At 28.1% G+C, this 24,569-nt stretch carries 20 protein-coding genes and 1 tRNA gene; 12 read left to right on the top strand and 9 right to left on the bottom strand.

Features of this window, described 5'->3' with window-relative positions:
* Positions 1-59: 59 nt before the first annotated feature.
* The 6 genes from R4I97_RS08900 to R4I97_RS08875 form a co-directional block, all read right to left on the bottom strand.
* A complete protein-coding gene (locus R4I97_RS08900) occupies positions 60-293 on the bottom strand; it encodes a hypothetical protein (RefSeq protein ID WP_335784694.1) in 234 nt (77 codons plus the stop codon).
* Positions 294-422: 129 nt separating this feature from the next.
* Positions 423-2,348 (bottom strand): molecular chaperone DnaK, encoded by a 1,926-nt coding sequence (gene dnaK / locus R4I97_RS08895; protein ID WP_335784693.1) that lies wholly within the window; start codon positions 2,346-2,348, stop codon positions 423-425.
* 57 nt (positions 2,349-2,405) lie between these two features.
* Positions 2,406-2,615 carry a hypothetical protein gene (locus R4I97_RS08890; RefSeq protein WP_013243548.1) on the bottom strand — a complete coding sequence of 70 codons (210 nt, stop codon included), beginning with the start codon at positions 2,613-2,615 and terminating at the stop codon, positions 2,406-2,408.
* Positions 2,616-2,655: 40 nt separating this feature from the next.
* Positions 2,656-3,294, bottom strand: coding sequence for a nucleotide exchange factor GrpE (locus R4I97_RS08885; protein ID WP_335784692.1), 639 nt, complete (start codon positions 3,292-3,294; stop codon positions 2,656-2,658).
* Positions 3,295-3,800: 506 nt separating this feature from the next.
* Complete coding sequence (dnaA, locus tag R4I97_RS08880; RefSeq protein WP_335784691.1) at positions 3,801-5,156, bottom strand: chromosomal replication initiator protein DnaA; 1,356 nt, start codon at positions 5,154-5,156, stop codon at positions 3,801-3,803.
* Between the two features lie 70 nt (positions 5,157-5,226).
* Positions 5,227-6,246 (bottom strand): hypothetical protein, encoded by a 1,020-nt coding sequence (locus tag R4I97_RS08875; protein ID WP_335784690.1) that lies wholly within the window; start codon positions 6,244-6,246, stop codon positions 5,227-5,229.
* Positions 6,247-6,523: 277 nt separating this feature from the next.
* Between R4I97_RS08875 and R4I97_RS08870 the strand changes: the two genes are divergently transcribed.
* The 5 genes from R4I97_RS08870 to R4I97_RS08850 all read left to right on the top strand — a co-directional run bounded on the left by R4I97_RS08870 (position 6,524) and on the right by R4I97_RS08850 (position 10,781).
* The gene (locus R4I97_RS08870) at positions 6,524-7,564 is read left to right on the top strand and encodes an ABC transporter permease (RefSeq protein ID WP_295296641.1); all 1,041 of its coding nucleotides are present in this window, start codon (positions 6,524-6,526) and stop codon (positions 7,562-7,564) included.
* The gene (locus tag R4I97_RS08865) at positions 7,564-8,964 is read left to right on the top strand and encodes an ABC transporter permease (RefSeq protein ID WP_335784689.1); all 1,401 of its coding nucleotides are present in this window, start codon (positions 7,564-7,566) and stop codon (positions 8,962-8,964) included. Before R4I97_RS08870 ends, R4I97_RS08865 begins: the two co-directional genes overlap by 1 nt.
* Positions 8,965-9,138: 174 nt before the next feature.
* A tRNA-Ser gene (locus R4I97_RS08860) sits at positions 9,139-9,224 on the top strand.
* Positions 9,225-9,237: 13 nt separating this feature from the next.
* Positions 9,238-9,870 (top strand): flagellar biosynthetic protein FliO, encoded by a 633-nt coding sequence (locus R4I97_RS08855; protein ID WP_335784688.1) that lies wholly within the window; start codon positions 9,238-9,240, stop codon positions 9,868-9,870.
* A gap of 83 nt (positions 9,871-9,953) precedes the next feature.
* Positions 9,954-10,781, top strand: a complete 828-nt coding sequence (locus R4I97_RS08850) for a thioredoxin fold domain-containing protein (protein WP_219709251.1) — start codon at positions 9,954-9,956, stop codon at positions 10,779-10,781.
* A gap of 203 nt (positions 10,782-10,984) precedes the next feature.
* Here the strand turns inward: R4I97_RS08850 and R4I97_RS08845 are convergent, their stop codons facing one another.
* Both R4I97_RS08845 and R4I97_RS08840 read right to left on the bottom strand, forming a co-directional pair.
* On the bottom strand, positions 10,985-13,138 hold the full coding sequence (locus R4I97_RS08845; protein ID WP_335784687.1) for an ATP-binding protein: 2,154 nt from the start codon (positions 13,136-13,138) through the stop codon (positions 10,985-10,987).
* Positions 13,139-13,157: 19 nt separating this feature from the next.
* Positions 13,158-14,213 carry a metallophosphoesterase family protein gene (locus R4I97_RS08840; RefSeq protein WP_335784686.1) on the bottom strand — a complete coding sequence of 352 codons (1,056 nt, stop codon included), beginning with the start codon at positions 14,211-14,213 and terminating at the stop codon, positions 13,158-13,160.
* Positions 14,214-14,346: 133 nt separating this feature from the next.
* Here R4I97_RS08840 and R4I97_RS08835 point away from each other — a divergent pair, with 133 nt between their 5' ends.
* On the top strand, positions 14,347-15,024 hold the full coding sequence (locus R4I97_RS08835; protein WP_014935493.1) for a transcriptional regulator: 678 nt from the start codon (positions 14,347-14,349) through the stop codon (positions 15,022-15,024).
* A gap of 240 nt (positions 15,025-15,264) precedes the next feature.
* Complete coding sequence (gene thpR / locus R4I97_RS08830) at positions 15,265-15,795, top strand: RNA 2',3'-cyclic phosphodiesterase (RefSeq protein ID WP_335784685.1); 531 nt, start codon at positions 15,265-15,267, stop codon at positions 15,793-15,795.
* A 274-nt stretch (positions 15,796-16,069) separates the two neighbouring features.
* Here thpR and R4I97_RS08825 read toward each other — a convergent pair whose 3' ends face one another.
* Positions 16,070-17,815: a TrkH family potassium uptake protein gene (locus tag R4I97_RS08825; RefSeq protein ID WP_335784684.1), complete on the bottom strand. Its 1,746-nt coding sequence runs from the start codon at positions 17,813-17,815 to the stop codon at positions 16,070-16,072.
* A gap of 180 nt (positions 17,816-17,995) precedes the next feature.
* On the opposite strand from R4I97_RS08825, the gene pheS reads away from it, so the two are divergent.
* From pheS to R4I97_RS08800, 5 genes are all read left to right on the top strand, one after another.
* Positions 17,996-19,015 (top strand): phenylalanine--tRNA ligase subunit alpha, encoded by a 1,020-nt coding sequence (pheS, locus tag R4I97_RS08820; protein ID WP_013244754.1) that lies wholly within the window; start codon positions 17,996-17,998, stop codon positions 19,013-19,015.
* Between the two features lie 25 nt (positions 19,016-19,040).
* A complete protein-coding gene (gene pheT / locus R4I97_RS08815) occupies positions 19,041-21,464 on the top strand; it encodes a phenylalanine--tRNA ligase subunit beta (RefSeq protein WP_335784683.1) in 2,424 nt (807 codons plus the stop codon).
* A 20-nt stretch (positions 21,465-21,484) separates the two neighbouring features.
* The gene (locus R4I97_RS08810; protein ID WP_335784682.1) at positions 21,485-21,883 is read left to right on the top strand and encodes a phosphoribosyltransferase; all 399 of its coding nucleotides are present in this window, start codon (positions 21,485-21,487) and stop codon (positions 21,881-21,883) included.
* A gap of 423 nt (positions 21,884-22,306) precedes the next feature.
* Complete coding sequence (locus R4I97_RS08805; protein WP_335784681.1) at positions 22,307-23,017, top strand: helix-turn-helix domain-containing protein; 711 nt, start codon at positions 22,307-22,309, stop codon at positions 23,015-23,017.
* 26 nt (positions 23,018-23,043) lie between these two features.
* Complete coding sequence (locus R4I97_RS08800) at positions 23,044-24,501, top strand: TolC family protein (RefSeq protein ID WP_335784680.1); 1,458 nt, start codon at positions 23,044-23,046, stop codon at positions 24,499-24,501.
* The last annotated feature ends 68 nt before the right edge of the window (positions 24,502-24,569 follow it).

Here is a 24,569-nt window from a genome sequence, read left to right as displayed (position 1 = left end):
ACCCAAAGAACCAAAAAGACTTTATTTAATTTAATATAGAAAACAATAAATTTTGTTTATTATATTTTTTTAAACCATAACATAACTATATTATCTAAATGGTTATAAGCAAAATGACATAATTCATATCCATATTTATTTAAAATATATTCTAAGTTTTTTGCATCATAAAAGTGGTTATTAGAAAGAATTTCATTTAATTCTTTACATTCATCACCAAAAAAAAATTCATATTTTGTCGGTAAATTGATACGACATACTTGGACTTTATCAATTTTTACATCTGAACTCATTTTTATTTATCTCCATTTTTTGTACATTTCAATAATTAAAAACATAGGCGGCTGAAAATCAAACCTTAAAAATTAACTTCCAACCGCCTACTAGACTTTATATATTCAACTTTTACTTTTTATCTATAATTATTTTTTGTCATTGTCATCAACAACCTCATAATCAGCATCAACTACACCGTCATCTTTTCTGCTTGAATCTTGGTTAGTGTTTTGCTGTGCTTGCTGCTGTCCTGCATCAGCTTGTCCTTGCTGTGCTCCTGCTTGTTTGTAAAGAGCCTCTGAAGCTTTGCTCCATGCTGCTTGTAAATCATCTGTAGCTCTTTTAATGCTGTCTGTATTGTTAGATTCTACTGCTGATTTTAAAGCACTCATTTTTGACTCAATCTCTGATTTATCTGAAGGCTGTAATTTATCGCCGTTTTCTTTTAACAATTTTTCTGTTTGATAAATCATATGGTCAGCATTGTTTTTAGCCTCAACTTCCTCTTTTTTCTTTTTATCTTCTTCAGCATGTTTTTCTGCATCCTGAACCATTTTGTTTATTTCTTCCTCGCTAAGTCCGCTTGAAGAAGCTATTGTTATTTTCTGCTCTTTACCAGTACCCAAATCTTTAGCTGTAACATGTACTATACCGTTAGCGTCTATGTCGAATGAAACTTCAATTTGAGGTACGCCTCTTGGTGCAGGTGGTATTCCTACTAAATCAAATCTTCCAAGCTCTCTGTTGTCATTAGCCATTTTTCTCTCACCTTGTAATACTCTAATAGTTACAGATGATTGATTGTCTGCTGCTGTTGAGAACACTTGTTTTTTGTTTGTAGGTATAGTAGTGTTTCTGTTAATTAAAACAGTCATTACTGAACCTTCTGTTTCAATACCAAGTGAAAGCGGAGTAACGTCAAGAAGAAGAACGTCTTTAACATCACCTTTAATAATACCGCCCTGTACTGCAGCACCCATTGCTACTGCTTCGTCTGGGTTTACGCTTTTATTTGGGTCTTTTCCAAATATGTTTTTAACTGTCTCTTGTACTAAAGGTATTCTTGTAGAACCTCCAACAAGTATAACTTCATCTATATCGCTAGTAGAAAGTCCTGCATCTTTCAATGCTTTTTCACATGGGATACGAGTTTTTTCTACTAAGTCTCTTACTAAATCCTCAAATTTTGCTCTTGATAAAGATACATTCAAGTGTTTAGGACCTGATGCATCTGCTGTCAAGTATGGCAAGTTGATATCTGTTTGAAGTGAGCTAGAAAGTTCTTTTTTAGCTTTTTCAGCAGCTTCTTTTAATCTCTGTAAAGCCATTTTGTCGCTATTTAAATCAACGCCTGTATCTTTCTTAAACTCTTCTATTAGCCAGTTAATTATAGCTTGGTCAAAGTCATCACCGCCTAAATGTGTATCACCGTTTGTACTTTTTACTTCAAATACTCCGTCAGCTAATTCAAGTATAGATATATCAAATGTACCGCCGCCCAAGTCATAAACTGCTATTTTCTCATCTTTCTTTTTCTCCATACCATAAGCTAAAGCAGCAGCTGTAGGCTCGTTTATTATTCTTAATACATTAAGCCCAGCAATTCTTCCAGCATCTTTAGTTGCCTGTCTTTGGCTGTCATTAAAGTATGCAGGTACTGTGATGATTGCATCTGTTACAGTTTCTCCTAAATACTCTTCAGCTGTTTGTTTCATCTTTTGAAGTGTTCTTGCACTTATCTCTTGAGGAGTAAAGTTTCCTTCAAGTGTTTTAATTTTTACTTTTCCGTCTTCCTCTATAACAGTATAAGGCATTCTTGAACGCTCTTCTGATACTTCAGAATAAGTGTTACCCATAAATCTTTTTATAGAGAATATTGTATTTTCTGGGTTAGTTACCATTTGGTTTTTAGCAGGCTGACCTACTAATACTTCCCCTTTATTTGTAAAGGCTACTATAGAAGGTGTTGTTCTGTTTCCTTCGCTGTTTGTTATTACTACAGGTTTTCCGCCTTCCATTACTGATACGCATGAATTTGTAGTTCCTAAATCTATTCCAATAATTTTGCTCATTATAAATTTCTCCTTAAATGTTAATTAAATGTTTATGTACGTTTAAAGTCTGTAAGTCTAATTCTTCGTTAGAACGCTTACAATATATTCAGTATGCCCATTGCCTAAATGTGATGTATTAAGATCAACATTTATAACTTCTCTGTTTTCTATATGTCTGTTAATCTCATCTGTTAAATCTTGCAAAACCTTATTAATATGATTTATGCTTTCTTTTTTTGAATCTTTAGGTTCAAAATAAGCTCTAAAAAGTTGAATATGTGCCATAAAAAAATCTCCTTATAAATATAAAGTAAATAAAAATTTATTATTCAGCCGTCTTTGGTTTTCCAACCACAACCTTAGCTGTTCTCAAAAGTTCATCATTTAATTTGTAGCCCTTAGCATAAACTTCTACAACCTGCTCTTTATCAATATCAGGAACTTCTATCATAGTTAATGCCTCATGCAAATTAGGGTCAAACTCCTCTCCTAATGCCTCTATTTCGCTCACACCATTATCAGTTAAAAAATCTATAAACTGTTTATGTATTAATTCTACGCCCTTATAATATTCACTTCCCTTTATAGTTTCATCATTATCAAAAGATTTTAATGCTCTCTCAAAATTATCCATAAAATTGATAAGAGATAATAATAAACCTTTATTAGCCCTCTTTATGCCGTCAGCTTTTTCTTTGGCAGTTCTCTTTCTAATATTTTCTGATTCTGCCATAGCACGCATATATTTATCTTTCATATCAGAAACTTCATTTTCTAACTCTTCTACTCTCTTTTTTAGAATGCTAATTTCATCTTCATTATTTTCAGAACATTCACAAGCCTCTTTTTGTTCTTCATTAACTTCATTAGTTTCATTAGCTTCTGCATTAGAATTGTTTTCTGCAATGTCCTCACTACCCTTACTAGCAGCTTCATTGCCTTCTTTCATTTCTTCTTCTTGCATTTAATCTCCTTTTTGTTTCCTTCTTATTTCCTTTTAATTATTTACAGAAGTTACACCTATAATATATGCAATAATCGTGCCAAATAGTTATATTTTCATTATTACATTTAGTTAAAAAATAGAAAAATAATGCTATAAAATATTAATATAGCTTTATATTATTAATTTTTTTTATTATAAGATACTTACGAGCTATTAAAATTACACAAATATTAAAACTTATTAAATATAGAAAACATTAATAATTTATTATGTTTAATAATAAGACATTTATACAAATAATATATGTTTAATAATTATACATTCAATTATAAAAAGGTGTTTAAAAAAGTATCACCCCCAGAAAGGATCTGCAGGGTGATAAGGAGGTTTATGAAAAATTGTATTATTTAACAATACAAATAGTATTATATAAGAATTTAAACAAATGTCAAGAAAAAATATCAAAATATCATACATTTTAATTTTATTATTAATTCTATGAAATTATCATAAATTATAGTAAATTATGATATAGAAGATATTATATCATTAATTTCTCTTGCTATATGAGAATCTGTTTTAAGCTCTTCTTTTATTTTTTCTCTTGCATGTATAATAGAAGCATGATCTCTATTAAACTCCAATCCTATTTCTGTAACCGATTTTTTAGAATATTCGCAAGCTAAGTATACAGCAACATGTCTAACTTTAGCTATAAATTTGGTTCTGTCTTTGCTGTCAAAAGCATTCATTTCTATACCATAATAATCAGCCACCATTTTTTTTATTTCTTTTATAGTAGCATTTTTTAATTTTGGTTTGTTAGTAAAATAATCTTTAAATATATTTAACTTATCACATTCTTCAACATTAGGAGTTATTTTCATCAAATCCCTCACAGACAAATAAGCCCTAATAGCACCTTCAATCTTACGAACATCAGTTGTAATATTTTCTGCCATATATTTAATTACTTCTTCATCAATGTTTGTATTTAAATCAATCAACTTTCTCTCTATTATAGCAAGCCTTGTTTCATATTGCGGAGGCTCAATAGATAATATCAAACTCTTTTCGAATCTGTTTTTTAATCTCGCCTCTATATTTCTAAGTTCTTTCGGAGGTTTATCACTAACAAATACCATCTGTTTACAAGCATTATCTAAAGCTTGAAATATCTCAAATAACTCTTTAGAAGTCTCCTGAGCACTTTCTAACAATTGCAAATCATCAAGCAAAAACATGTCTAAAGATTTATATTTCTTTTTAAAATTATCAGGTCTTTTAGTTTGAAGGCCATATATATATTCATCTCTAAATCCGCTTCCATCTATATAATGAACTTTTGCATCTGGATTATTTTCTAAATAATAATTTCCAATAGCCTGAAGCAAATGAGTTTTACCTATACCCACACTTCCATATATATAAAGAGGATTGTATTCTCTTCCTGGTTTTTCTGCAACCAATTTGGCAGCAGCAAAAACAAATTTATTATTACTCCCCTCTATAAAATTGTCAAACTTGAAATATTCATTTAAATTAGATTTATATTTATTTTTTGTATTGTTTTCTTCTGTTGATTCTATTTCTACAATATCATTATTAAAACTATCTTCTTCATTATTTACAATATTTACATCAACTAATACTTGAATGTTTATATCATACGAACACTTGTCTTTTAAATAGTTTTTTATACGCTCTAAAAAATCTTTCTTTATATGGTTAGCAGCAAAATCACCCGAACAAATAATACTTACATTATGCTCATCATCAACCCTAAAAACACTGCCTTTGAGTAAAGCAACCCCAGCATATTCTCCATTTTCTGATATTATCTCCAAAAAATCATTGAAATATTCTTTTATCTTTTCCATTTATCTATCTTTAAAAAATTAGTTGCTCTTTTATCGGTATCAAATCATAATAAACTTTAATCGAAATTAATTATAATATAATAACATATAAAATATAAACTAAAACAAACAACGAAATAAAACCTAATCCATATAATAAAAACTTTAAAACATTAAAATGAGATAACATTCTATATATTTGTTCTTCTTTACTATTTTCTTGATAATAGTTTGGTGTTATATAATTATCTTTTTGAGGGTTAAATACTTTAACTCTAATAGGTTCTGTTTCTTCTATAATAACACAATGCTCATCGCTTAAAGCAAGTGATATCTTAGTAGAATTTTCATTAACTGTTTTATCTATAACCTCGCCAACAACTAAATATTTATTATTATTTTTTTTAGAATTAATATCCAAATATGTCATGCTTGGATAGAAAGAACTGTAATCTACTTTTACTATAATCTTATCGCCTATCTTTATATCTGCTATAGCCCTGCCAATAATAGGAGCTACAACAAAATCTCCATCTACTATTTTATATTTTGATGTAATACTATCTTCATTATTTACATCCTCATTATTTGACTCTAAAGTATATTGACTTATATCAATACTGCTGCCTTCAAACTCTTTTTTAAAATCTTGTAAAAAAGCATTAACATCATCAATATAAAGCCCCTTACAGCTTACATCATATATTCCTATATTATAATCCATAGAAACATTTAGCGTATCTGAAAATATATCTATTATAGAAATAATATCATTATTAATAGCAGCCATAGTTGTATGAACTACATTGGTTCTGTTGGCTAAAATGGAATCCAAATCGCTATTTAATTTATCTAAAACTATATTAACTTTATAATTTAGATTATTATAAACTTCTATATATTTATAAAGCTCCAAATAATTATCATAGCTATTTAATACTTTAAATAACTCATAATTATCTGAAATTAATACTGTTTTAGTAATAAGATTAATTGTTAGTTTATCTATAAAAAATACAAAATATATATACTGGTCTAAATCTGGATATTCTGCTATAAATCTCACGGCAAGAACTTCTGTTTCATCTAATATTAAATTATTGTCCGACATAATACTCCGCTTATATAGTAGTATTTATTTTATACCTTTAAGAGTATCATTATATCATTAATAAACCAATACTCAAGTATAATACTATATAGTATATTAATATTTTCGGTAAAATAAAGTCTATATTATACTTTTACACAAACATTCTATATAAGATATTATAAAATATTTATAACTTTATAAAAAAATCATAAATAAAAACTATAATAAATAATTTAAGCTATGATGCTTTACAATTTTAATTCTTTTTAGTATAATCTTAAATAAGGATAATATTATGTTTACTTATTTTGTAATCAAAAGAATACTAAAAGGCATAATCATGTTTGTGATACTTATGTTTATGTCTTCTGCTATATTTAACACTGTAAGCGAAAAAACTCTTAAGGCACAGATAGAAGAAAATATTAATGCCGAAGTACGAGGACTTAGCAATATGCGTACAGAAGATGTTGCTAATTTTATTAAAGAGAGAAGAGCATACTATTATGATATATATTGGCTTAACAGAAGCATTGGTGAGAGAATATTTATAAGAGCAATCAATACTATTACATTTCAATTCGGCAAATCTACTATAATGATGGATTCTAACGGCAACAGAGATGTTATAAAAATAATAGGAGAAGCACTGCCCCGCTCTATAATACTTTTTACAACAGCATCAATCATACAAATGATAATAGGCTTAATAATAGGACTCGTAAAGGCAAGAAAAGCAGGAAAACTATTCGACAGAACAACAAGCATTATCACTATGATAGTTTACGGCATGCCTACTTGGTGGCTTTCTATGATACTAATAATGATATTTGTTTATAAGTTTAATTTGTTTCCATCTGGAGGAGTTCATTCCATACCAACACCTGAAGGCATAATGTATTATTTGGATATGTTATGGCATATGGCCTTACCTATGCTCACATTAACATTAATAGGATTCTGGGGGCTTTCTTTTGTGGTGAGAAATATAGTGTTGTCTACCCTTCAGGAAGATTATATTATGGCAGCACGTGCTAGAGGCATATCAGAAAAGTCTGTTCTTTTAGGGCATACTTTAAGAAGCTCTGCACCTCCCATAGTTACAATAACTTTGTTAGGACTGCTTGGCTCAATTGCAGGCTCTATCATATTTGAAGGAATATTCTCTTGGCCGGGTTTGGGCAATCTTTATTGGATATCTGTTCAGCAAAATGATATACCTGTATTAATGGGCAATTTAGCTATTACTACTGCTCTTTATCAATTTGGTTTGGTTGTGCTTGATATATCTTACGGATTTTTAGACCCGAGAATAAAAGTTGGAGGCAAGATGTAATGAATAATGTTAATAAAAAACTTGCACCTCTAATAGAATTTTTTAATGAGTTTAAAAAAGATAAAACAGGCGTTGTAGGCTTATGCATACTTCTTTTGGCAATATTTGTTTCACTGTTTGAGCCTATAATACTCACATACAAAGAGGCTCCAAAACGATGGAGAGATATAACCTATTGGCAGGATAACCCAGCATCAGCCCCACCAGAGTGGCTTAATTTCTTCAGCAGAGAAAAATCGGCAATTACAACAGATATAAAACCTATAAGCGTAAAAACTAATTATATAGATAATCAAGCAGTATACAAAGCAATGTTTGAATATGATTATCAATTCGATAAATCTCCAGTGGACTTAATCTTTCATGCTAATGTAGATAATTCTTCCGTCTTAGTATGGAATGTAACAAGACCAGACGGAGCAGTAATCACACTTTCAGATAGTTTACATAATATAAAAGGAGATTTAAGAATATCTGCATTTAATGATTCAAAAAATAGAATATTTAGGTTTTACAGAGAGTCAGTTCCAAGAATGCTTGCAAGACAAATTGACACCCTCACAACAAACCCTATGAAAATACTTTTTAATACAAAAAAAGATGATATGGCAAAAAATTTCTTGGCATTAAAAGGTGTTTATAAATTTGAAATAACTGCTAATTTTTCTGACATTAATTCAAGTTTTGAAAATCCTTATATGGTATTAGTAGGCTCAATGTCTGGAATAATGGGCACTGACAATATGAAGAGAGATATATTTTCTGGGCTTATATCAGGTCTTAAATGGGCATTATTTATCGGTATAGCTACGAGTTTTATATCGGTTATAATCGGCGTGATGTATGGAATAGTCTCTGCATATTTCGGAGGGTTTGTTGATAGCTTTATGCAGTTTGTGTATCAGATATTTATAGGTATACCTGTTTTGCCTGTAATGATAGTAATGAGTGCAATATTTAAGCCTACAATATGGACTATGATTACGATGATGATATTTTTCTCTTGGACAGGCTCTGTTATGACGGTTCGCTCTATGGCTATGCAGCTTAAAGAAGAAACCTACATTGAGGCAGCACGCACAATAGGGGCTTCGCATTTTAGAATAATATTTAATCATTTAGCTCCACTGCTTTTGCCTTTTTCATTTGCTTCTATGGCTTTGGCTGTGCCTTCTGCTATAGTTTATGAGTCTTCATTATCTTTGCTTGGTCTTGGAGATGCCACTATTGTTACATGGGGGCAGATTTTGCATGATGCTATGAAGGGTTCTGCAGTGCTTTCTGGGCTTTGGTGGTGGATAATACCTCCTGGAATATTGATTGCTATTTTGGGAATGTCTTTTGCATTTTTGGGCTTTGCTTTAGATAAGATACTTCACCCGAAACTAAAAAGCAGATAATTATTTTATTAACTAATATGCATTTTTTATTATAATTTATATTGTTATTACTGTGAAATTATTTTTTGATGATTATATTAATTTATATAATTATTAAAAAATAAAACTGATAAACTGTATTGACTAAAAAACTTATTTATGTTAATATAGATAAACTAATAATTGATAATATTTGGAGAGATGCCCGAGAGGCCGAAGGGAGCAGTTTGCTAAACTGTCGTAGGCAACCCCTACCGCGGGTTCGAATCCCGCTCTCTCCGCATTGGAATATCTGTGATAAAAAAAATATTATTATTTACTATACTCACTCTATCTCTTCTATATTCACAAGATACTAATAACATAACAAATGATACTATTCAATCAAATTATTTTAATATTCAGGAAAACACAATAAATAATACAAACAATGAACCAGCTATACTTCAAGACATTAGAAATATAGAAAACAGAGCAAATGTAAGCACTACTTCTATGTTTATAAGGGCTATTATTGGTTTTATAATAACATTAGTTGGAATATATATTGTATTTATATATTTAAAAAATAAAACTAAAAAGGTATCTGGTTCTAATGAAATTATAAAAGTATTAGCTACCACTGCCATCGCATCAAACAGATATGTTTCTATTATAGAAATAGCAAATGAAATGTATTTAATATCAGTATCTGACCATAATATAAATTTGCTTTCAAAAATAGAAGATAAAGAAATGAAAGACCAAATAAAAATGATGTATGTTAATTCTAAAGAAAATACTGTGGAAGATAGTTTTAAAAACATATTAGACCAAACTCTAACAATTTTCAAACAACCGAAAATGAAAAAAGAAGATGCTCTAAAAACTACATCAGATATAAGAGAGAAATTAAAATCTTTAAATGAAGACAAAAATAAAGAGTAATATACCCGCTATACCCTTCTTGTTTTTTATACAGAATAATATATGATAAACATTAAATATCTTAATAAAAGGAATAAAGAATTATGAATAAAAATATAATGATGATTTTTTCATTGATTGTAATAGCTTTTACTATTTCTTGTAATGATTCTTATGCTGCTATAAAATGGGAAAAAGATTTAGCTTCTGCTGTAAAAAAAGCAAAAGATAAAGACTTGCCTATAATGATAGATGTATATACTGATTGGTGCAGTTGGTGTAAGGAATTAGATAAAAATACTTATGCTAATAAAGAAGTAATTGATGCTGCTAAAAGAATGGTATCTGTTAAACTTAATCCAGAAACATCAAAGGAGGGGGCTGATATAGCTCAAAAATATGGAGTTCAAGGTTTTCCTACTATACTTTTTATTAGCCATGACGGTTTTGTTTTAGAGAATGTTGGCGGATATGTAGAAGGTGAAAAGTTTGTACCATACATGAAAAATGCTCAGGAAAAACTAAAAAAAATAAGAATTGTTCTTCAAAGTAAAGAGCCTAGTTTAGAAAAATTAGATTTATATATGGAATCAGGCAACGAGGAAGAATCTTCAAAAATATTCAATGCTTTATTAGAAAAAAAAGCTATATCAAAAGAAGCTATGTCTAAATATATATTAGGCTTTGGTTTGATGAGAGCACAAAAAAATGATTATGATACAGCTAATTCTTATTTTGACAGAATTATAAAAGAATATCCAAATTCTCAGGAAGTTTATATAGCACATTATTATAAAGCAGTAACAATGGTATTGGCAGGCGAAAAGGAAGAGCCTAAAAAATATTTAGAAAAACTATTAGACGACCCTAAAATACCGGAAGAGATGAAAGTACAATACAACACATTATTATCATATATAAACGAAAATTGATAATATATTAAAAATTTTGTGTTTCTGGGGCTTTGCCCCCTGCGAAGCGTACTCGTAGGGTAAGACCCCAGTTCTTTTGTTGACACAAAGAACCAAAAAGACTGCATTTTTATATTATTACCTTATATTTGATATATATATTCTTAAAATATTTAATAAAACTATATATATTTTTTATTTTTAAATTAATTCATAAATAACTTTTAAGAAAGCTCATGAATATTAACTGCCTCAAACTCTTTTAATACATCTCTTATAAAAACATCTTTCGTAAAAATAACTATAGGTATATTATAATCTTTAGAATACTCCACTATAAATTTTAATGCCTCTAATATTCTGTTATTGTCAAAAGTGATAAAAGGATCATCGAGTAAAATTAATCTGCCTTGCTTATGTATTTTAGTAAGTATTGAAAGACGCATTGCTATATAAACAGCATCTCTCGTAGCAGATGATAAAAACTCTATATTTCTTTTTTCGTTTTGCTTATCTAAAACTATTATTTTATTTTTATCAAAACCAGACATTGTTATTCCGTCATCATGCAGATTTTTACCTGTAATATGATTATATAAAACTTTAGCTTCATTAGATAATGATTCAAACACATTGTCATTTTTCTGATTTATATTGGATAAAATATCTTCAAGTAATTGTAATGCTTTTTTTCTTTTATTTATGTTTATAATTTCATCGTCTAATTTAGATAAATCACTTTCAAGATTAACTATAGTATTATGTATATTATCAAAATTATTAAGCTCTCCGCTTGTATAGGATATTTCTTTTTCTATTTTGTTTATATTTTCTTTTATTAATTCAATTTCTTTTTCTAAGCCTTTTAATTGATTTTCTAATCCTCTAAACTCAGCCTCATTAAAATCATCATAACCTATAGTTTCTAATTCTTTTATAATCCTATTACAATCAGCTTCAAGCATATTAATATCTTTTAGAGAGTTCTTTTTAGCTTCCTGCATAAGTTTATTATAAAGCTCGCTTGTTTCTTTATATAAAGCATCATAATCTCTTTTTATAGAATAATAATGCTCTATATTTTTTGCATTTAGTTTATTTAAAAGATTTTCTAATTTTGTATTTTCTTCTTCAGAACTTTTTTTAACTATTTCTAATTCTTCTAAATATTTATCAATCTCTTCATTATCTTTACTGTTAATTATTAATTCTATTTTTGCTAGTTCTTTGTTTAATAAATCTCTCAAATAATTATAATCATTAACATCATTGTTTATATTTAATTCAGGCAAAGTATCCAAAATATCTTTTATAATTTTTGTATTTGTATTTTCTTTTATAAACAAAAATGGCAGAGAAGGAAGTATTATAACAAGCCAAAATGCATTCTTAAAATAAACGCTAAGAAGAATAGATATAAATGCAACAACTAATATAAAAACAAATTTAGGAACTTTTTTATTTTTGTTTACTACATCGTCTATCTTTTTTATTGCATTTTCTATTCTTATTTTTATGCTGTTATAATCAATAGATTTTCTCTCTTCTATATTTTTTTTAAGACTTTCTATTTTACCATTCAAATAAGACTCTTTATTTTTTAATTCATCAATACTATTTGTAATAGATTTTATTTCATTAGAATAATCATTTTGAAGTATTTTATTTTCACTTAAAAAATTATTCTTTTTATAAAAATTATTTATTAGAGAAAGTAAATCCAATTTATAATTTTTTAATTGTGCCTTCTTTTTTAAATCAAATGTCTTAAATATTTCATCATGTTCTTTAATTTTATCTCTCATAAGATTGGCATTAAAATTAAGCTTATCATTTAATTCTTTTATCTTTTCTTTTTTAGAGCTTTCATTATTTATTTTATCATACAAAATATTTAATTCTTCTTTTATACTATTTTTTTTATTTTCCATTAAATTAATTTGATACGGGATAGACGACTGAGCCCTTCCGCTATATTCTGCCCTAATTTCTGAAATCATCTTTCCTATATCAATATCAGAAGAGAATAATTTTTTCTTTATTTCACTCTCCCACTCTTTTGAATCTTTTTTATTATCAGACATATTAAATATTATTTCGCTTTGTCTTATGGCATACAAATTGTTATAAGAATCCGGGTGAAGTTTGATGCTATCATCAATTGCAGGCACACTCTCTACATCAATCTCATCACCATACCTATTTTTTATCATCTTTGAAAAACCTAAACTCTTTTTATTCTCAGAAAATAAATACATAAGTGAATCAAATATAGTAGTCTTTCCAGATTCATTTGCCCCATAAAATAAAGTAATAAAATCTGATATCTCAAAACTTTTATTCTTAAACTTTCCAAAATTATTTAGTTTCAAAAGCATAAACAAAACCCATTATTTTTTATTGTAAAGCATTATATATTTTCTCTATTCCTAATCGTTTAGCAAGTTCTAATATTTCTAAATTATCTTTATTGTTAATATCAAACTCATAACTATTTACAACATCCAAAAACTCTTTAATTATCCTTTCATTGTAGGCATTTTCTAAAAAATATAATTGACTATTTTTCAAATTAATATCTCTTACATTTTTTGAATATTTATTTATTATAGACTTCTTAGTTTTTTCAAGCTCATTTTCATCTTCTATTATTCCATAAATATTAATACTTATAATATCATTTTTTTTCCAATTAACAGATAAACTCTCTATCTTTGTTTCAATATCATAACTATTGCATTCATAAACTCTATACTCTCCAGCAGATTCTATATTAATATACTCTTTTTTTATTTTGTTATTTTTTATCTCTAAACCTAAACATCTTCTAATACCAATTTCTGCCTTGCTTCTTCTCCAAACCCTTGAAGAACCAGGATAAACTATTTCAATATTTTCTATTCTTGCATCCATCTGTTTATGAATATGCCCAACTATTGCTAAATCAACATTAGACTTTTTTATTATATCAATAGGTATACTTGCAGAAGCCTCATTTTCTTCTATAGCCCATAAAGTACCCTCTACTATGCCATGTGCTAAAAGTATTCTCTTTTCATTTTTAAGACTATCAACCAATTCTAAAAACTCATTGTTTACAGAATATTTATCATTATAAGGCAATGCAATTATGTCTAAATTATCTATACTAAAAGCACTTATATCTTCCAATACTGTAATATTGCTAGGGAAATTTAATTGACTTAAACTGATTCCTTTAGATTTTAAGTTTTCATGATTGCCTTTAAGAAGATATATTTTATTTTCTTCTATTATACTTATAAACTCTTCTTTAAGCTCTTTCAAATCTTCAAATGTATCAAAAGTATCTCCAAGTAAAACTAAAGCATCATAATCTTTTGATATTTCTATTATTTCTCTAAGCACATTAAAAGAATATTCTCTCTCTGAAACGCTTAAGTGCAAATCTGAAGCTATTAATAATTTTGGCATAATTTTTATTTTCTCTGAAGTATATATATTATTTTTTGTATTATAGATTATATATATTAATTAATCAAGAATTGAAATTTAATTATTATGGTAGTATTATAGAAAGGCTAAATTTACAATAAAGGCTTAAAGAATGGACAAAGAATACGCTAAACATTTAATGGGTATATACAAAGATAAAATACTTCATGAGAGAATGAAAAGAAGACTTGAATATTTCGAGAGAGTTTACAAAAGAGAAAATGATAAGAGGTTATTTGCAGAATTGGCCTTTTGTATATGTACTCCTCAGACAAAAGCAAGAAGCGGGGCTGCTGCTATAATAGACCTTTATAATCATAATTTACTTTTTAAGGGTTCTGAGGAGAGCATTGCTAATATATTAATAAAGCATGTACGTTTTCACAACATGAAGGCAAGAAATATAGTTCTTGCAAGAAAGTTATATTTTCCAAAAGAAAAATTTATATTGAGAGAGAGAATTGATGATGCTATAAAAAACGATTCTATTGTGAGTTTGAGAAATGAATTAGCAAAAGAAGTTAAAGGATATGGACTTAAAGAAGCTAGCCATTTTTTAAGGAATATTGGTTTCGGACAAAAAATTGCTATACTTGACAGGCATATAATGAGAGTAATGAGCAAATTAGATATACTTCCAGAATCTATGACTCCAAAAACAAGCTTAACTAAAAATAATTATATGAGCTGTGAATCGAATTTAGTAGAGTACTCAAAAAAAGAAAAAATACCAATGGAATATTTAGATTTTGTATTCTGGTATGACGCCACTAACGATATATTTAAGTAATATTTTTTATTAATTATATTTATATATATTTTAAAACTATTTTATAAAATATAAAATAATGTATTATATATTGTATATAAATTGCAATTTTAGTGTATAAAAATTGCAGTCTTTTTGCTTCTTTGTGCCAACAAAAGAAGTGGGGCTTGGGGCAAAGCCCCAATTATTAATTAAAAAACTAAAAATATCTTTAATATTTATTAATGTTTTTGAAATAAGTTTATTATTTTGATAGAAATTATGAGAGCGTTCTTAGCATTAAATATTAATGAAAATATAAAAAATAAATACCATAACCTTTTACTAAAAAAGATAGATGATAATATAGCAGAAGTAAAATTTGTAAATAAAAATAAAATGCATATCACATTAGTTTTTTTTGAAAATATAAAAGAAACTGATATAGAAAAAATAAAATCATCATTAGAAAAAACAAACAATATAATAAAGCCTTTTAATATATCATTTGAAAAACTATCATATTTCACAAATAAGTTTAATGATATAAATGTTTTGTTTGTAAAAGCAAATTGCAAAGAATTAGATGAATATGTAAAGCATTTAAGAGATAATATTAATATAAAATATGACAAAAAAGATTTTAAATCGCATCTCACATTGGCAAGAGTAAAAAAGGTTTATGACAATGATAAATTAAAAGAGATAATAAATAATATTAGTTTTGAAAAGAGCAGTTTTTTAGCAAACTCTATCACACTTTATGAAAGCGACTTTGTTAATTACAGAGAAATATTCACAGTAACGTTTTGAATATAATAAATATTTTAAAGTTTGTCTATTTTTTATTGTTCTTTTTCCCGCAGCAAAAAGAACCAAAAAGTGCAAGTGTTTTTAGGCTTGTATATTAGAACGTATTAAATATAATATTTTTTATCTAAAAAATGCAGGCTTTTTGCTTCTTTGTGCCAATACCGAGGGCACTTTCTTCGGTCGCAAAAGAAATGGGGGTGTGTACCCTAAGGGCACGCTCCGCAGGGGCAAAGCCACCACAAATAAAAAAATTAAAAAATATAATTATTGCAAATTAACCAATATTAACTTCCGCAGTAGGTAAATCTATTAAACCGTATCTGCTGTCAACAGAACCAATACTCATAAATAATGTTAAATATCCAACACGTCCAATAAACATTAATGCTATCACTATAATTTTGCTCCACACAGAAAGTCCAGCAGTAATACCAAGCGAAAGCCCAACGGTAGATATAGCAGAAACCGTTTCAAATATTACAGGCATCATAGCCTTATGCCCATCAATATAAAATATAAGCAATGCCCCAAAAACAGATATAGCAATAGCCAAAGTAAATATGGCAATGGATTTATTAACAGCATCATCTTTAATCTTTCTTCCCTTTACAATAATAAAAGGTCTGTTAGTAATAGCTGTAATGATTGAAGCTATAAATACAAAAAAGGTTGTAGTTTTAACACCGCCTCCTGTACTGCTCGGAGAAGCACCTATAAACATAAGAAATATTACAACACCTATCGTAACGCTATTCATAGAATTGTAAGCAATAGTCTCAAAACCTGCCGTTCTAGTACTTACACTTTGAAATATTGAAGTTAAAATCTTTTCTTTTAATGGCATTCCCTCTAAAGCATTAGAATATTCATTGAAAAATATAAATAAAGTTCCAAACAATAAAAGAAAAGCAGTTGTAAGTAAAATAATTATTGTTTGCACATCAATAACATATCTTTTGCCTTTAATCTTACTAATAATAGCAGTGTATACGCTTACAAATACAGGATAACCTATTCCCCCAAGCACTATCAATAAACTTACAGTAATACTCAAAACAGCATTATCAGAAAACCTGTGTAAACTGTCAGTATATAAGGCAAATCCAGCATTACAAAAGGCACTTATAGAGTGAAACAAAGAATAAAATATCCTCTCCCCTATTCTATTATTATCCATAACAGTAAAAAGCAATATCGCCCCAATTAACTCAACTAAAAAAGTAGCCAAAAATATAGCCTTTACAGTAGAGCGTATAATATCTTTATTTTTTGTGTTAAACATTTCAAGCGTTCTTATTCTGTCTTGCACACTTCCTTTATTAATAGAAAATAAAATCACTATTGCAGATATGGACATTATTCCAAGCCCGCCAATTTGTATTAATATTAAAACAACAATCTGTCCAAAAAAAGTAAACTCTTTAGAAATATCTATTACGCTTAAGCCCGTAACGCAAACGGCACTTGTTGCAGTAAATAAAGCATCAATAAAAGGAAGCCTTCCGCTGATTGTACTTAACGGCAAATATAAAAGTAATGCCCCTAATGTTATTATAAAAATAAATGACGCTATAATCATCTGATAGAGAGTAAACTTTGAATATGATAATCTAAGCCAATTTATTACTATTATTAAAAAGAATAGTATAGAACCTGCTATAGTCCATATAACTCTATTAGCATATATGCCATAATATTTTCTGCTGAAGAAATTAAGAAGCAAAAGCCCTATAATTTGTATTATAGGAACTATTATATATAATTTTCTTGGCGCTATTCTTATTTGGTCTATTAAAATAATAATAAAACAAACTGTTATAATATTTATTATTTTGTCATAATAATGTATATAAAAATTATAAACAGTAATCTGTCTTACTTGCATTAAAAGAATAAATATTGCAAATATAGAACCTGCTATTGCAATTAAATTAGAAAGCCTTCTTAAAATTTCATCTAATGATTGAAGTATAGACTTCTTTTTGTTATTAAATATATCATTCAAAATATCTTTTCTCATATATAAATAATACCTTAACAGATTACTTTATTTTAATATATAATATACTATAAGTAAATAGCTAAATACATATAGAAAACATCTTTCAACTTATTATATATAAATTTTTTTCCTTGAAAATATTTTTATATGTATTATAATAGCAAACTATAATTTTATTTTTTAGTTAGGAACGGTACGATGGATAATTTAGATTCAATTCGAGAGCTTTTCGAGCAAAATATATCAAATGCAAAAAATCAATTAGAAATAGATGAGATAAGAATTAATTTTTTAGGCAGAAAAGGTAAAATTACAGAACTTCTAAAAAACATGTCTTCTATAGAGAGTATTGAAGAGAAAAAAGAATTCGGTAAAAAAATAAATGAACTTAAATTCTACTGTGAAAACACTTTAACAGAAAAGAAAAAATTATTAGCAGACAAAGAATTTTTAGAATCTTTAGAAAAAAATAAAATAGATATAACAATGCCTGGAAGAAGACCTAAATCTGCAAGCGTAAACCTACTTACTAAAGTAGAAGAAGAAATTGTAGGTATATTAACAGAAATAGGCTTTAGAGTAGTAGAGGGTAATGAAATAGAAGATGATTTTCACAATTTTGAGGCTTTAAATATACCATCTTATCACCCTGCAAGAGATAGTCATGATTCATTTTTTGTTTCTAAAGAGCATGTATTAAGAACTCACACTTCTGGTATGCAAATAAGAACTATGATGGAAACTGAGCCTCCTATAGCGGTTGTTTCTCCTGGTAAATGTGCTAGAAGAGATGCTATAGATTCAAAACACTCACCTATATTCCATCAAATAGAGGGACTTTTAGTTGATAAAAATGTAAGTTTTAATGATTTAAAAGGAATATTGGAATTATTCTGTAAAAAGATGTTTGGAGATAAGACTCAGATTAGATTAAGACCTGATTTCTTTCCTTTTGTTGAGCCTGGTGCTGATTTGAGTGCTACTTGTGTTATATGCGGAGGTAAAGGATGTAAAACTTGCGGAGGCGAGGGTTGGCTTGAACTTATGGGTGCTGGTATGATTCACCCTAATGTATTTAAGCATGTTGGTTATGATGCTAACAAATATACTGGCTTTGCTTTTGGAATGGGTATTGAAAGAGTTGCTATGATTAAATACGGCATTACAGATATTAGAATGTTTTATGATAATGATATAGATTTCTTAAAACAATGGTAAATTATTAATTGAGGTTATTATAATTATGAGAATTCCTTTGAGTTGGTTAAAAGAATTTGTTAATTTAGATGGTTTAGAGGTAGAAGAGATTGCAAGAAATATTACTCTTTCTGGAAGCGAGATTTCTTCTATAGAGACTACCGGCGGAGATATACCTGGTGTTATAATAGGTAAAGTTTTAACTGTACACAAACACCCAGATGCTGATAAATTAAGCGTATGTAAAGTGAATGTTGGGGACGATGTGCTTTCTATAGTATGCGGTGCTCCTAATGTTAGAGAAAATATATATGTTCCTGTTGCTATGATAGGGGCTAAACTTCCTAATGGGCTTACTATAAAAAAGGCTTCCATAAGAGGTTTTGAAAGCAATGGAATGCTTTGTTCTAGAACAGAGTTAGGATATGAAGAAATTGAAGGCGTTTACGGTATTTGGATATTAGATGAACATATAGACAAATTAAATATAGAAGATAAAGACAGTATTTTAGGAAACTCACTTTCAACAATTGTAGGTTCTACAGATCATATATTTAATGTAGAAATTACAGCAAACAGAGGGGATTTGGTTAGTATTATAGGTTTTGCTCGTGAATGTTCTTTAGTATTAGAGAAAAGAGTAAGCATACCTTCTGTAAATACTTATGATGCTACAGGCGGAAATATTGATATTACAGTAGAAAATCAGGAATCTTGCTATAAATATGTTGGAAGACTCATAAACAATATAACAGTTGGACCTTCTCCAGATTGGATGCAAAACAGACTTAAAAAATGCGGTATTAACCCTATTAATAATATAGTAGATATTACAAATTATGTTATGCTTGAATATGGTCAGCCTCTTCATGCTTATGACTTTGATAAAGTAAAAGACGGAAAAATTATAGTAAGAAATGCTAAAAACGATGAAAAAATTACTCTTTTAGACGGCAGAGAAATTAATCTTACAGATGAAGTTTTGGTTATTGCTGACAGTGAAAAACCTATAGGTGTAGCTGGTGTTATGGGCGGAGACAGCACTAAAATAGAAGATACTACTAAAAACATCTTAATAGAAAGTGCATATTTTGACCATATTGCCGTAAAGAAATCTACTATAGCTACTAATACAAAAACTGATGCTTCATATAGATTTGAAAGAGAAATTGACCACACTCTTACTTTAGCAGCATTAAACAGAGCAGTAGATTTAATAGTAACATTAGATAATAATGCTAAAATAGTATCAAGGGCTAAAGAAGTAAATGTAAAACAATTTGAAGCTACAAGAATAGTATTCGACTGCGGACTTGTAAAAAGATATTTAGGTCTTGATATGAATAAAATGCAAGTATCTTCTATATTTAAGAGATATGGCTTTAATGCATCTGCTTTGGGTGAGAATAATTTAAAAGTAGATATACCTTTTTATAGACATGACCTTACAATAGCAGAAGACCTTATAGAAGAGATAGCACGTGTTTATGGATACAATAATCTTGATTCTAATGTGCCTCATATAAAATGCAACCCTATTAAAACAGATTATGCTGATATAAGTTTTGTTAAGCATAGAATGGCTTCTTATGGACTTTATGAAACTAAGCAGTATTCTCTTGGCGACAGCAAAATGTTTAAAAATATAGGTTTTAAAGATGAACAATTAATTAGTGTTGTAAACCCTCTAACAAGTGAAATGGACGTTTTGAGACCTACTACATTAGTTTCTCTTCTTAATAGCATTGCTTACAATCAAAATCACAGACATAAAAATGGTGCTTTATTTGAAGTTGGAAACATATTCTATAAAGAAAATGATAAGTTTGTAGAAGAGAAGCATTTATCTGCTGTAATGTTTGGGCTTTATCAAGAAAAATTATGGAATAAAGAATCAAGGGCTTATGACTTCTTTGATATGAGCGGTGTTGTAGAAGAGCTTATTACAAAAGATTTAAATAGCACTGATTATAACCTTATACCTAAAGAGCATGATTGGTTTATACCTACTATGTCTGCTGATATAGTTATATTTGGTGAAAAAATAGGTATTATTGGCAGAATTCACCCTAAAATATTATCTCTATTTGATATTAATACTGATGTTTATTTTACTGATATTAATATAAGATATGCTGTTGAGCTTATCAAAAAAAGAGTAAAAAAACAGCAGTTAAAAGATATAGGTAAATACCCTGCTGTATTTAGAGACTTAGCATTAGTTTGCGATAGAAATATTGAGTTTAGCAAAGTAATAAAATCTATTTCTAAGTTTAATGATATTATACAAAATGTGGATGTGGTAGACAGATATGTTGGAGAGCAGGTAAAAGAAGGCAAACAATCTATAGCAATATCTATAACTTATTATGACCCTAATAAAACTTTGAGAGAAGAAGATATTAATGCTGTAGAGAGCTCTTTACTTGAAATGCTTAAAACAAGATTTAGTATAGAATTACGTTCATAAAAAGTGGGAGATTATAGATTATGAAATATGATGTTATATCTTGGGAAAATATTGATGAGGCTATTGAGGTTTTAGCTAAACAGATAGAAGATTCAAAAATAAAATATGAAGTAATTTATGGACTTGCCCGCGGAGGATTAGTTCCTGCTGTTATGCTTTCTCATAGATTAAAAGTTCCTATGGTTCTTAATATGGAAGAGGTGTGGAGATTAAAGGTAAAAGATAAGTCTGTTTTAATTGTAGATGACATCTCTGATACAGGTGAAACTTTAAAATATTTTGACGACCAGAAATTTGATATAGCTACTTTATTTATTAGAGAGCATACTAGCAAAATAAGACCAAAATATATATATAGAAGCATAAATCATGATGATTGGCTATTATTTCCATGGGAGACAAAATCATCTAGTAAATAAAAATTTTATATGATATTAAATCACACCTTTATAAAAATAAAAAAATAAGCATTATTTAAATAATAATGCTTATTTTTTTATTTTCAGTGCAAAATAAAATTTTTACAGTATAATAAACTAATTTTTAGGCGAAAAGTTTTAAAATATAATACAACATTAACAACTAATATAAAATATTATATATTTTATTAAAAATAAAAAACTATTCAAAAAAAGAATCAATACAAAGTAAATTAAAATATTCTATAGTACTAAAAAGATATTTTTATAGTAAAACACAAATAATAAAACAAATATTGTATTTTTTTTATTCTAAACTATTGACATTATTTCTAATTGTATTAATATTAGTTTCCGAATAAAAATGACATGTATGTCGTTTTTATTAACTATATTTAATGAGGTGAACACAAAAAAATCAAAATGCCAAAGGTAGATGAAGAATATTTTGAAAACAAGAGGAAAATAATATTAAATGCGGCTATGAGAGTTTTTCAAAGAAAACCTGCTTATAGCGTTACAATGAAAGATATTGTTAATGAGTCGGGTTTAAGTCAAGGAGGTGTTTACAAGTATTATTCAAATATAGATGAAATTGTTGTGGCTTTACTTAATACTATTACTGTACCTGTAAAACCAAAAGAATTATTAGATAAATATAGTAATGACCCTGAAAAGGCTATATTTGAATTATTCAATGCTTTTAGAAAGTTTTTCTTCATAACGGCAAAAGAATTTGGAAAAATAATGTTTGAATTGCAGCCTATGTTTTTCAATAATGCAGAAAGGTTGCAAATATTAAAAAAGAATATCAATAAAGACATTATATTAAATTATTGGTTTGGTGAATTATTAATATTTATAGACCAAAAAATAGATGAAAAATATTTTACTCCTGTACTTAATGCACATGATATTTATATGCAGATGATAGTTGCCGTTGGTGGGATTGGTAATGAATTAATATTAAACAAGTATTATAACTTAGACAGAAAGCTTTATTACTATAGGGAGGAAAAAAGAAAGAATAAAAATTTAGAAGTTAATTTAGATGGTTTAATTGATACATTATATAAAACATTATTACTTTTACTTGGAAGTAAAAATGTATACAAATATGGTTTTAGAACTTAAGTTTTGATTATTAAAAAGGAGCATAAATGAGAAAAAACATTATTGTGTTATTATCAATATTTTTTAATATAAACTTGGTATACGCTCAAACTACTAATACATTAAGTTACGCTCAATATATGGAAAATATTAGAGATTTAATACCAGAACTAAAAATAAATGCTGTAACAGAAACAAATGCTGAAATGAATTTACTTAGTGCAAAATCAAGCGGCGATGTTAACCTATCTGCACAGCTTGGAGCAGTTGGTAAATATGGAAACTTATCATCAGGATATACCGACCCAACTTTAAGTCCTTCTATTGGTGCTACAGGCATTCAAGCGGGAATTGGACTTGGAAGCTTAATACCATATACAGGTACAAAATGGTCTGTTAATTTAACACATAACTCTTTTCTCACAGGAGATTTAGTTGCCCCTGATGGTACAAAAACAAAGTTTCAAAATTATCAGCCATCATTAACATTAGAAGTAACTCAGCCTCTTTTAAGAAACTTCTTTGGAGCATTAGATAGATACCCAATCAAAGATGCTGAATATGCATTAAATATAGCAAAGCTTCAAAGAAAATTAGATGATGCGAGTGTTTTAGTAGCCTATCAAAAATTGTATTATCAATGGATAATGTATGAAAAGCTATTGGAATATTATAGAAATATGTATATTACAGCAAGAAGATTTGAAAACCAAATGAGAGACAGATACAATAATGGACTTATAGATAATGACTCTTATCAAAATGCAAGAACACAAACTTTAGTTTATAGCGATTATTATGCACAAAATAAAATTGCTTTAGACACATTACTTACAACTATAAGTTTCTTCTTCCCTGTAACTAATCTTAAACCAGACCACACAACTTGGGATTCTTATTTGGATTTGGGAAGCAATATGACTATGGAAACTGTTGCTTTTGCTGATAGTGTTAATGGACAGATTGCATATCAATCAAAAATTAGAGCAGAATATGCTTTATCTGCAATGAAGAATGGTACATTGCCAAATTTAGATATAGTAGGAAGCGTAAACTTAAATGGAATAAGTCCTAATACTTCTGGTTATTTTAATTCATTTGGAAGTATGACAAACGTTGACTTTTTTGCCGGCGTACAATTCTCCTACCCTCTCGGAAACAGAGCCAATGAAGCACAGTACAAAATGGCTGAAAACTCATTATATGGCATAATAGCTCAATATGATATGCTTGAAAAAGATTATAACACACAGCTGCAAGGATATATTTATAAATTTGAAACTTATAAAAATTTAATGAATAGTAAAAGAACACAAATCAGAGCAATAAACTCAAGAATAGCAACACAGCTTCAAAAACTTGACCAAGGACGTTTGGAAATTGATGATTTGCTTACTTCAAGATTAGATTTAGTAGCAACGCAAACAGAATTATTAAATTTGCAATATGAGTTTATTACAACAATATTTGATTATAGAGCATTACTTGCTATAGATTATGAATAAATGTTTTTAATAATGTTTTATTTATATTAGAAACTTTTAAGGATTTAGATAACATATAAATATTTATT

The organism is Brachyspira pilosicoli, from assembly GCF_036997485.1.
In the GTDB taxonomy this organism is placed as follows: Bacteria; Spirochaetota; Brachyspiria; order Brachyspirales; family Brachyspiraceae; genus Brachyspira; species Brachyspira pilosicoli_C.
The sequence above is the reverse complement of the archived record's forward strand: the minus strand, read 5'-3'. Positions and strand labels throughout refer to the sequence as shown.

What these genes read in the sequence shown, in the direction of transcription:
- R4I97_RS08845 (WP_335784687.1), bottom strand. Translation starts at nt 13,138, where the DNA reads ATGCTTTTGAAACTAAATAATTTTGGAAAGTTTAAGAATAAAAGTTTT.
- pheS (WP_013244754.1), top strand. Translation starts at nt 17,996, where the DNA reads ATGGATAATTTAGATTCAATTCGAGAGCTTTTCGAGCAAAATATATCA.
- dnaA (WP_335784691.1), bottom strand. Translation starts at nt 5,156, where the DNA reads ATGGAAAAGATAAAAGAATATTTCAATGATTTTTTGGAGATAATATCA.
- R4I97_RS08800 (WP_335784680.1), top strand. Translation starts at nt 23,044, where the DNA reads ATGAGAAAAAACATTATTGTGTTATTATCAATATTTTTTAATATAAAC.
- R4I97_RS08835 (WP_014935493.1), top strand. Translation starts at nt 14,347, where the DNA reads ATGGACAAAGAATACGCTAAACATTTAATGGGTATATACAAAGATAAA.
- R4I97_RS08900 (WP_335784694.1), bottom strand. Translation starts at nt 293, where the DNA reads ATGAGTTCAGATGTAAAAATTGATAAAGTCCAAGTATGTCGTATCAAT.
- R4I97_RS08810 (WP_335784682.1), top strand. Translation starts at nt 21,485, where the DNA reads ATGAAATATGATGTTATATCTTGGGAAAATATTGATGAGGCTATTGAG.
- R4I97_RS08885 (WP_335784692.1), bottom strand. Translation starts at nt 3,294, where the DNA reads ATGCAAGAAGAAGAAATGAAAGAAGGCAATGAAGCTGCTAGTAAGGGT.
- R4I97_RS08840 (WP_335784686.1), bottom strand. Translation starts at nt 14,213, where the DNA reads ATGCCAAAATTATTAATAGCTTCAGATTTGCACTTAAGCGTTTCAGAG.
- pheT (WP_335784683.1), top strand. Translation starts at nt 19,041, where the DNA reads ATGAGAATTCCTTTGAGTTGGTTAAAAGAATTTGTTAATTTAGATGGT.
- R4I97_RS08805 (WP_335784681.1), top strand. Translation starts at nt 22,307, where the DNA reads ATGCCAAAGGTAGATGAAGAATATTTTGAAAACAAGAGGAAAATAATA.
- R4I97_RS08850 (WP_219709251.1), top strand. Translation starts at nt 9,954, where the DNA reads ATGAATAAAAATATAATGATGATTTTTTCATTGATTGTAATAGCTTTT.
- R4I97_RS08875 (WP_335784690.1), bottom strand. Translation starts at nt 6,246, where the DNA reads ATGTCGGACAATAATTTAATATTAGATGAAACAGAAGTTCTTGCCGTG.
- thpR (WP_335784685.1), top strand. Translation starts at nt 15,265, where the DNA reads ATGAGAGCGTTCTTAGCATTAAATATTAATGAAAATATAAAAAATAAA.
- R4I97_RS08870 (WP_295296641.1), top strand. Translation starts at nt 6,524, where the DNA reads ATGTTTACTTATTTTGTAATCAAAAGAATACTAAAAGGCATAATCATG.
- R4I97_RS08890 (WP_013243548.1), bottom strand. Translation starts at nt 2,615, where the DNA reads ATGGCACATATTCAACTTTTTAGAGCTTATTTTGAACCTAAAGATTCA.
- R4I97_RS08865 (WP_335784689.1), top strand. Translation starts at nt 7,564, where the DNA reads ATGAATAATGTTAATAAAAAACTTGCACCTCTAATAGAATTTTTTAAT.
- R4I97_RS08825 (WP_335784684.1), bottom strand. Translation starts at nt 17,815, where the DNA reads ATGAGAAAAGATATTTTGAATGATATATTTAATAACAAAAAGAAGTCT.
- dnaK (WP_335784693.1), bottom strand. Translation starts at nt 2,348, where the DNA reads ATGAGCAAAATTATTGGAATAGATTTAGGAACTACAAATTCATGCGTA.